Annotated in this window: 3 protein-coding genes; all 3 read left to right on the top strand. The window is 63.4% G+C overall.

Going from position 1 to position 2,094, the window contains the following annotated elements; all coding sequences use genetic code 11:
* Positions 1-252: 252 nt before the first annotated feature.
* The 3 genes from AC1DWU_RS23115 to AC1DWU_RS23125 all read left to right on the top strand — a co-directional run bounded on the left by AC1DWU_RS23115 (position 253) and on the right by AC1DWU_RS23125 (position 1,704).
* Positions 253-795 (top strand): hypothetical protein, encoded by a 543-nt coding sequence (locus AC1DWU_RS23115; RefSeq protein ID WP_477152371.1) that lies wholly within the window; start codon positions 253-255, stop codon positions 793-795.
* Positions 796-1,018: 223 nt separating this feature from the next.
* Positions 1,019-1,282, top strand: a complete 264-nt coding sequence (locus AC1DWU_RS23120) for a type II toxin-antitoxin system prevent-host-death family antitoxin (RefSeq protein ID WP_477152372.1) — start codon at positions 1,019-1,021, stop codon at positions 1,280-1,282.
* Positions 1,279-1,704: a PIN domain-containing protein gene (locus AC1DWU_RS23125; RefSeq protein WP_477152373.1), complete on the top strand. Its 426-nt coding sequence runs from the start codon at positions 1,279-1,281 to the stop codon at positions 1,702-1,704. Before AC1DWU_RS23120 ends, AC1DWU_RS23125 begins: the two co-directional genes overlap by 4 nt.
* Positions 1,705-2,094 lie beyond the last annotated feature (390 nt).

The following is a 2,094-nucleotide window of genomic DNA, read 5'->3' on the forward strand; positions in this document are numbered from 1 at the left end:
CGTTAAACCCCTTTGCGCCGATGGTACTAAGTCTCAAGACTTGGGAGAGTAGGTCGCTGCCAGGTCTGCCAAAAACATGCGTTCTCTCAACGACTAGAACAACAAAACCCCGCCCGCGAAAGCCGGCGGGGTTTTGCTTTGTCAGCTAGTAGCTAAGCCTAAACTCGACACTCCGCCTGACGGGCCGGCATTCGGCCTTGCGGCTAGCCCGGACTGCGCGTCCTCACCGATATCACCGTTCCGGAGGTCCTCATGGACGTCGCGATGTTGCGCGCCGACTGTGCGCGTTGCGCTGGGCTCTGCTGCGTAGTGCTCGCCTTCGACCGCTCGCTGTTGTTCGCTCTCGACAAGCCGGCAGGCACGCCGTGCGTCCACCTCGGCACCGATTGCCGCTGTCGCATCCATGCGTCGCGGGCGCGGCGTGGCTTTGCCGGCTGCGTAAGCTACGACTGCCTGGGTGCGGGCCAACGGGCTACTGCCCTGCTGCTCGGCCGAGTTGCGAGTGCGGCTGAGCAGTTCGAAGTGTTTGCCGCAATCCATCGCCAGCATGAACTGCTGACCCTGCTCCATGCGGCGGCGGCGCTGCCGTTGTCGCGACAGCATCGCGTCCAGATCGAGGTGCTGCTTGGGCACACCGAGGCAGCGGACATGTCATCTGCGGCAGGACGGCAAGCCTTCCTGGCCGGCCCGATCCCGGGTGAAGTCCAGGCCCTTCTCGCGCAGCTCCGCCCCTACGTCGAAAATCGGCAGCCGGACGACATGCTTGCGGGCCCTGGACGCCACCCGCCGGTCTAGCCATTCGGCTAGTGTCGGAGCTGCTCCATCCCGCATTGGTCGGGGCGCTTGTCGGGCCGCTAGCGCAGCAGCCGGGTGCATGAGACGACAAATGGTCGCGGTTGCCGATGGAAGGGCGGCTCAGACCAGATCTCGCCGTTCCATAATGCACCTTATGCGAGCCGCTTGTTCACGACTCACTCGTGACCTATATAGTCATCATAGTCATTTCTGGAGAATCGCTGTGAGCAAGCAGAACCCCGCACATGAGTGGACCGTGGCTTCGGCCAAAGCGCACCTGTCGGAGGTGATCTCGCGGGCGATGGAATCGCCGCAGACCATTACGCGGAACGGCAAGGCCAGCGTGGTAATCGTCTCGATCGAGGAGTGGCAGCACAAGAGCCAGCGGCAGGGGAGTCTCGCGAGCTTCCTCGCGCAGTCGCCGCTCGCCGGCGCCGGACTCGAGCTCGCGCGCGACGAGGATCGCGGCCGGGATCTGCCGCTTTGAATTACCTGCTCGACACCAATGTTCTGTCCGAGGTGCAGCGGCCGCGGCCGGATCAGCAGGTGCTGGCCTGGCTCGACCAGGTGGACGAAGACCGAACCTATCTCAGCGTGATCACGGTGGGGGAGATCGCCCGCGGCGTCGAGCAGCTCGACGACGGCAAGCGGAAGGCGGCGCTCAGGCATTGGCTCGATGCCGATCTTCCCGTCCGCTTCGGTGACCGCCTGCTGCCGATCGACCGGGAGACGGCGCTCGTCTGGGGCGGGGTGATGGCCGGCGCCAGGGCGGCGGGCCGGGGACTCGGGGTGATGGATGGCTGGATCGCCGCCTGCGCCTTGCGGCATGGGCTGACGATCGTCACTCGCAACACCAAGGATTTCACCGGTCTCGATGTCGATCTGCTGGATCCATGGAGTGCGGCCTAGGCGAGAAAGCCCCGCAAACCGGGCGGCTCGGCCGTCTGTCCACAGGCCGCCAAAGCGCCAACGAGAGAAATGTCATCTTTCGTTCATCAGGGGTGTTGACAGGCAAAGGGGCCGCCCGTATACACCGCCCCACTGACGACGCCGAGCGACTTCGTTGCTCCCACTGTTCAGTGACTACCGAAAGGGCAGAGCTGCTGCCGGGCAACCGGGGTAAGATCTTTGTCCTCGAATTTTGGAAGCGTAGCTTCCACCGACGCCGCCGTCGAGAGACGTACCCGGGGTCAGTTCTTTGACATTGTGAAGATTGGAAGAAAGAGAAACGTGGACGGCGAGGTTCTTGCGGTCTGATCGAAAGATCGGGCAAATAGACTTCGACGGTACGTTTTCTCA

The organism is Devosia sp. P2_G7, assembly GCF_056403495.1.

Excerpts from the sequence above, each read along its gene's own strand:
- AC1DWU_RS23115 (WP_477152371.1), top strand. The coding sequence starts at position 253 with ATGGACGTCGCGATGTTGCGCGCCGACTGTGCGCGTTGCGCTGGGCTC.